Source organism: Marinibactrum halimedae (genome assembly GCF_021234875.1).
Taxonomy (GTDB): domain Bacteria; phylum Pseudomonadota; class Gammaproteobacteria; order Pseudomonadales; family Cellvibrionaceae; genus Marinibactrum; species Marinibactrum halimedae.
Genome location: NZ_JAJQVM010000061.1, coordinates 1 through 6,661 on the forward strand (window position 1 = coordinate 1; position 6,661 = coordinate 6,661).

Here is a 6,661-nt window from a genome sequence, read left to right on the forward strand (position 1 = left end):
ATTCTTTGTATCTCTGGGGTCGGTCACATGGAGGGTAATTTTGGATAAATTCACAGCTAATCACATTTTAGGGTATCAAGATGCTGAAAATTTAGTGCATTTGGTTATTTATTACTAGGGAGCCCTGGCCAAAAAATATGAAAGCAGTCTAAAAAAGTTGAACAAGAAAAAAGCCATAGTATCATCCATGCATTTTTAGACTCACCACCTTAAAATGGAGCCAACCTAGGGAGTTACATGAAAAACAAGCGCCTATTATTTCATTTTACTTTTTTAATTTATTTTTTGTGCCCTATCTCCACTTGGGCAAATCAATCAATAGTTGGCCCTGTCAATCAAGAAAGCCTGTCAAAAATTAAAAAATTATTGGATACACCAGAGGAAGAGATAGATTTTGCTCACATTAAGTTAACTATTGATAATATTATTGACCCCACCGTCAACATATCTCGGGAAAACATACGTCTAGAGCGCATAGTAAAAGATATTAAAAAGCTCGGATTAGAAACGAGCATGGAGAGAAAAGAAGCGTTACGCCGCTATCTTTACGAAGCCGGAGAATGGAATAATTTTAAACCATTCACCTACGATTTTGATGACCCTAATGGCACTGACATAGACAATAAACTGTTCAAAAACTATCTAACAACAAAGAAAGGCAATTGCATATCCATGCCATTTTTGTTTATTGCTTTGGGTCAAAAATTAGATCTAGATGTCACCGCCTCAACAGCACCCAATCATGTCTTTGTAAAGTACACCGATACCGACAGTGGACGAACGTACAACCTAGAAACCACGAGCGGAGCACAAACAGCACGAGATGAATGGATTCGTGAACAACTGCCTATGACTGACTTAGCCATTAAGAATAAGTTATACATGCAAAAACTCTCTCGCAAGAAGACCGCTGCGATTATGTTAGAAACTCTTCTAGATCACTACAGAAAGCAGAACCGACATGGTCAACTCATCGCTACCGCAAACGTATTAATCGAACACTACCCTGAGTCGATCAATACCGTGATTAAAGTAGCTAGTGCCTACAATCACCTTTTAAAAGTCCATAACGTATGGCAATACCACTTGCCTCATGAAGTGCCACTTCAAAAAAGAAGAGTTTTTACATACTTAACGACTCGAATAAATGAGCTTCATCACTACGCTGAAAGTTTAGGATGGCGAAACCCAAAACATTCTATCTACAAAAGCTAGAAAAGAAACAACAAAAGTCTGAGAGAGAAGATAATGAAACGGTATATCGCAGTACTGCTTACAATAGTAGCCAGTTCACTTTTCACACAAAATGTGTCAGCGAGATTCTTACAAAGTGACCCTATCGGTCAATCTGATGGTCCAAATACCTACGTGTATGTGGGGCAAAATCCAACCAACTACATCGACCCAAACGGACAATCAAGAAGGCCAAGCTCTGCCAGACCTGGCTCTGGTAGCTCAAATGGGTCGACTAACTATAACAACTACCGAGTTTCCGGTTTATTGAGTGAAATAAGGCGCTATGATCCGGGTTTTAGGTATCCCGCACTCACTAATCAGAGAGGTTTCACCTCAAGACATGTGAGAGACTTGGAGATTATTCTTGCCGGATACCAAACTCACCGACCGCGAAATAACACCAGCTGTAATACCAATTTGCCTAGCGGCGGGACGTACTCTCTTGTTGACTCTAATGGACAAGTTGTGAGAACTGGGAGATCAAATGACCTTGCTAGAAGGCAACAAGAGCACCTTCGAGACCCTATATTATATCAATACCAATTCAGACCAGAGCATAGAACTGACAGCTATTCCCAACAGCGAGGAGCGGAACAATACTTACACAATTTGCATAATCCACCTTTAAATTATAGGCTCCCTATTTCACCTTCAAACCCTCGCAAAGCACACTATATGAACGCATCACAATGTTTATGCGGTGAATAATTATGAAATCAAATAAAAACTTAAAGGTTGGAGACGTTTTTACAGTTCCGCTACGAGATAAACAAACAGTTACAGGATTAATAATTTCCTTAAGTAAAGGTAGGGGAATCAAAACTGTTTTCGGTTATTTCTTCACTGAACCTCCTGAGGTAGTCGTTAGTGCATACCAATCTGGCCAGCTTAGAAAAGAAAACTCTGTCTATGCCTGCATGTTCAGTGGACTTGGCTTTGTGGATGATGACTGGAAAGTTATAGACAATATTCCAAATTTTCCAGTTGAAAGTTGGGAGCATTATGAATTTCGTAATCAAAGCTTAACTAGCGGGGCATGGAGAAAAAGTATTTATAATAAAAACTTTAAATTGATTGACATGATCAATTCAAGTGAGGATGAATGCAAAGATTTATACGAAGATGGCCTTTCAGGATATGGTGCTGTACAAGGAGTTTTAAATAGTGTTGTTTTGGATAAGAAACCTCTACCAAAAATCAAGCTTCCTAAAGAGCTTCTCAAGCGCATTTGAGATCTTCCTTGATACAATCAAATAAAAACTTAAAGATTGGGGACGTTTTTACTGTTCCTCTACGTGACAGTACAACTGCCACAGGCTTAATAATTACTTTAAGTAAAAACAGAGGAATAAGAACAATTTTTGGTTACTTTTTTGATTTATCTCCAGCGGAATTGATCAACCTGTATCACTCAAAAAAATTACAACAAGAATTGTCAGTGTATGCTGGAATGTATGGAGGGTTAGGTTTTATAGACAATAGTTGGGAGGTGGTTGATAACATACCAGATTTTCCTATTGATAAGTGGGAGCAATTCGAATTTCGCAACCTCAGCCTTACAAGTAATACTTGGAGAAAAAGCATATATGATAGCAATATAGATTCAGTGGATATGATTATTTCAAGTGAGAAAGAGTGTAAAGACTTATTCGAAGATGGGCTATCAGGTGCTATTGCAGTACAAAATGCACTCAGCCTAATAATTTTAGATAAAAAACCGCTACCACCAATTGCACGCCCGAAAGAACCAATAAAACGCTTCTAAGATTTTAGAAATCATGTAGATAGCCCTCATCGCTCTTGCAAGTACGATGAGCTAGGTTCACGTAGGAATGATTGTTGAGAGAATCAATCATTTTCAGTAAAAGATTTTCAACATCTGCCGATAAATTCCATGAACACGCAGACAACATAGTCAATTTCGCGACTTATGGTATTGCGGCAAGACATAGTAACTAAGACACCATGGCTTACGACAATTTTGATCTATAGTTACCAAGGGCTTAGAAACTCACTTACGTAGATCAATGACTTGACGATGAAAAATCATGATAACTTGAACATTTTTATACTTTCAAGAACCTAGCATCTAACTTTTAATATCGAAACGCTTTATTAGATTACTCTTACTTACAGGGGCATTGGCAGTGGCTCGTTTATCCATTTTTCAGTCTGTAAGCATCTCCATTCTGGCATCAGTATTACTGATTTTTGTATTGGCCGGCGTGTTAGCCCACAACAGCTTGCAAGGTTATTCTTCTGCCAAAAAAAGTCTTGAGTTGGTGCAATTGATGGATGCGACTGCCAATATCGCCCATCACCACGCTGTAGAAAGAGGTCTCACAGCAGGGTATATCGGATCAGGCTTTACAACGGGTAAAGATAAAGTACTGGCACAGCGGAATAAGGCCGATGATGCTGAAGAATCCCTACGAAAACTGCTCACCTCACCCGTCATTAAAGAAGAGGCATTAGCCCCTTTATTTCAGCCCTTATTACAACAATTAGAACGTAAACCCGCCTTACGTCGATCCATCGACCAACAACAACCCAAATCACCTTTTGAGTTTTACAGCAAACTGAATTTATTGGCCATTACCTTGGTGGATAACTTATCTCCGAGGGTGGGACAAAAAGACCTTCTTTCTCACTTACCGATTACATCACAGCTAATGAAGCTGAAAGAACGTGCTGGGCAAAACCGAGGATTAATCAATGGCACCTTGGCTCGTAGTTCGTTAAATGACAGAAACTTAGCACGAATTCAATCGTTTTCTAACGACGAAGACCATGCCATAAATACTCTCAAATCGCTTTACTCTGGAGAGAATCTCACAGAATTCAACAACATAGTAAACAGTGCAGAGTCGAAGCAAATTAATAAAGTGATAAATGACTTAGTAAACAAAAATTCACCCATTACATCAGCCTATTTTCCTACACCCTCACAATGGTTTTCTACGGCGTCTGCTCGTATTAACACGATTAACCAGTTACTCAATTCAGAATGGGATGAAATTCGTAGAAAATCTTCTGTAACGGCAGAAAACGCAGCCCGCAATATGTGGATATTTATTATTATCGTTTTGCTGTATGTCACCCTATTAATTATGTTTAATTTTAATTTGGCCAATCGCCTACGCGGTAGCCTACAAGCCCTAGTAAAAACCGTTACAGAAATCACGGAAACGGGAGATCTTACCAAACCATTACCTGTAGAAACGCGAGATGAAATGGGCATTGTGTCGCTCGCCGTACACAATATGTTATCGGCCATTAAGGATTTATTGGTTGGCCTTTCACTGGCCATTACCGGCGGTGACCGACTCATGAAAAACCTAGAAGATATCTCGAATGATGTCGCCTCTCACAGCGAACGCAGCCAAGAATTAACCAGCGGTATCGCTACCGCTGTGGAAGAAATGTCGCTCACCAGTAGAGAAATCGCCAGCTCGGCCAATGACGCAATGGACGCCGGCGAAGACATGGTGGCCCTCTCAGAAAAAGCCTCTAGCATCAATGAAAGTGCTGCGGCATCGGTGGACAAATTAAATCACCAACTAACAGATTCGCAGTCATCGGTCGATTCCATGAGCGCCCATGTGGAAGACATCACCAGTATTCTCGACACCATCAATGCGCTTGCTGAGCAGACAAATTTGTTGGCTCTCAATGCCGCCATTGAAGCCGCACGAGCAGGTGAGCAAGGACGTGGATTTGCGGTAGTCGCCGATGAAGTTCGTGCGCTAGCTCAACGCAGTAAAGATGCCACCAGTAACATTCATTCTCTGCTGGACTCATTGGAGTCAGCCGCAGAAGAGGTGAATAATTCCGTCAAACTGTCCGCTGCTGAAACTCAAAAAACGGCAGAGGACGCCCGCAAATCTATGGGTGTTGCATTAGAGCAGTTAGAGCAAGCGCGCAAAGTGCAAAATATTGCGACTCAAGTTGCCAGCGCTGCAGAACAACAATCGGCCACCGCCGCAGAAATCGCTAAAAACACCAGTGATGTATTGGATGCATCACAAGAGAGCCAAAAACTATCAAAATCTTTGGAAACATTATCAAAAGAACTCGCGCTTAATTCAGAATCTATGCGTGCTTCTGCGGAGTATTTTAAGATTTAACGAAAACACCATAACAGGGCCAATAAACCCTTTATAATAAGAATTTATTGACCCTTATCTTCATACCTCTCATTATTCATACCCCCTTATCTTCATACCTCTCATTATTTATACCCCTGATTATTTATACTCTCTATTAATTATACTCTCTATTATTCCTACTTTAATCAATTCATATATACTGTGTTTTAGTGTAATAAGCTTTTGATAATATTGCCCCTCAACAAAATTCTTATATTCAACGATCATCCAATAATACTTAATTTCGAAAGGAGTTGAACATGGCCGGCTGGAAAGAAATTGTTCGTAAAATTGCCCCAACTATTGGCACCGCATTAGGTGGGCCCATGGCCGGTACAGCAACAAAGTTTATTGCTGACAAGCTCCTTGGTAACCCAAATGCCAATGACTCAGAAATTGAAGAGGCCATACTCACTGCATCCCCCGATCAGCTTGCGAAACTCAAAGAGCTTGATCATCAATTTAAGCTAGATATGAAAAAGCTAGACATCGACTTATATGAGCTAGAATACAAAGATCGAGATAGTGCCAGAAAGCTGTTTGAAGTGAATATCTGGCCACAGATAGTGCTGTCTTCTATTTTTGTGTTGGGTTACTTTTCGGTACTGTTTTTTCTGATAAAACACCCAGACTCACTCTCTAACAGCAATCCCAATCTAATGGGTGTGTTCTCAACTATTTTGGGTGTATTAACAGCCGCCATCCCACAAATACTGAATTTTTGGTTTGGCTCCAGCTTAGGGTCAAAAGAGAAAACGAAAGGACTCAATGTTGTTGCAGGCAATAACAAGAAATAGCAACGCAAATAAAAAAGGGCGCTATATGCGCCCCTGCTGTGTTGCTCTTTTTTCACGAAACTGATTAATGGCTCCAGATGCGCCCATTGTCGTAATCGCCAACAATGACATCATTGTCAATATATTGTATACAGCCGGATACGAGTAATACATCAGGGCACCTCTAAAAATAGCCCAACTTTGATATAATCTCACTGTTCAAAAATTTCAAGAGTTTCCTTCTATGTCTCAGCCCGGCTTTTTTGATTTAGATGACAGGTATCGCAAGTTAGATGAAAAAGATCCATTAGTTCATCTCAACAAACTGATATTTTGGGAAGCCTTTCGTCCGACCTTAAAGGAAATACGAAAGTCAAACCGAAAAAGCAATGCGGGTCGTAAAGCCTATGACGAGCTACTGATGTTCAAAGTACTCGTACTTCAGCACTTATACAATGTATCCGATGATCAGATAGAGTACCAAATACGGGACCGCTATTC

7 protein-coding genes are annotated in these 6,661 nt (G+C 40.3%); all 7 read left to right on the top strand.

Annotated elements, in window-relative coordinates; genetic code table 11:
* Positions 1-237: 237 nt before the first annotated feature.
* Entirely contained in the window at positions 238-1,215 is a 978-nt protein-coding gene (locus LU351_RS19790) for a transglutaminase-like domain-containing protein (protein WP_232595825.1), read from the top strand.
* A gap of 33 nt (positions 1,216-1,248) precedes the next feature.
* Positions 1,249-1,944: an RHS repeat-associated core domain-containing protein gene (locus LU351_RS21095; protein WP_416053977.1), complete on the top strand. Its 696-nt coding sequence runs from the start codon at positions 1,249-1,251 to the stop codon at positions 1,942-1,944.
* Positions 1,945-1,946: 2 nt separating this feature from the next.
* Positions 1,947-2,468 (top strand): Imm26 family immunity protein, encoded by a 522-nt coding sequence (locus LU351_RS19795; protein WP_232595826.1) that lies wholly within the window; start codon positions 1,947-1,949, stop codon positions 2,466-2,468.
* 8 nt (positions 2,469-2,476) lie between these two features.
* On the top strand, positions 2,477-3,001 hold the full coding sequence (locus tag LU351_RS19800; RefSeq protein ID WP_232595827.1) for an immunity 26/phosphotriesterase HocA family protein: 525 nt from the start codon (positions 2,477-2,479) through the stop codon (positions 2,999-3,001).
* A 382-nt stretch (positions 3,002-3,383) separates the two neighbouring features.
* On the top strand, positions 3,384-5,363 hold the full coding sequence (locus tag LU351_RS19805) for a methyl-accepting chemotaxis protein (protein WP_232595828.1): 1,980 nt from the start codon (positions 3,384-3,386) through the stop codon (positions 5,361-5,363).
* A 281-nt stretch (positions 5,364-5,644) separates the two neighbouring features.
* Positions 5,645-6,181, top strand: coding sequence for a hypothetical protein (locus LU351_RS19810; protein ID WP_232595829.1), 537 nt, complete (start codon positions 5,645-5,647; stop codon positions 6,179-6,181).
* A gap of 223 nt (positions 6,182-6,404) precedes the next feature.
* Positions 6,405-6,661, top strand: a 257-nt coding sequence (locus tag LU351_RS19815; protein ID WP_232593637.1) for a transposase, incomplete at its 3' end; no start/stop codon positions are given.

Excerpts from the sequence above, each read along its gene's own strand:
- LU351_RS19810 (WP_232595829.1), top strand. The coding sequence starts at position 5,645 with ATGGCCGGCTGGAAAGAAATTGTTCGTAAAATTGCCCCAACTATTGGC.
- LU351_RS21095 (WP_416053977.1), top strand. The coding sequence starts at position 1,249 with ATGAAACGGTATATCGCAGTACTGCTTACAATAGTAGCCAGTTCACTT.
- LU351_RS19795 (WP_232595826.1), top strand. The coding sequence starts at position 1,947 with ATGAAATCAAATAAAAACTTAAAGGTTGGAGACGTTTTTACAGTTCCG.
- LU351_RS19790 (WP_232595825.1), top strand. The coding sequence starts at position 238 with ATGAAAAACAAGCGCCTATTATTTCATTTTACTTTTTTAATTTATTTT.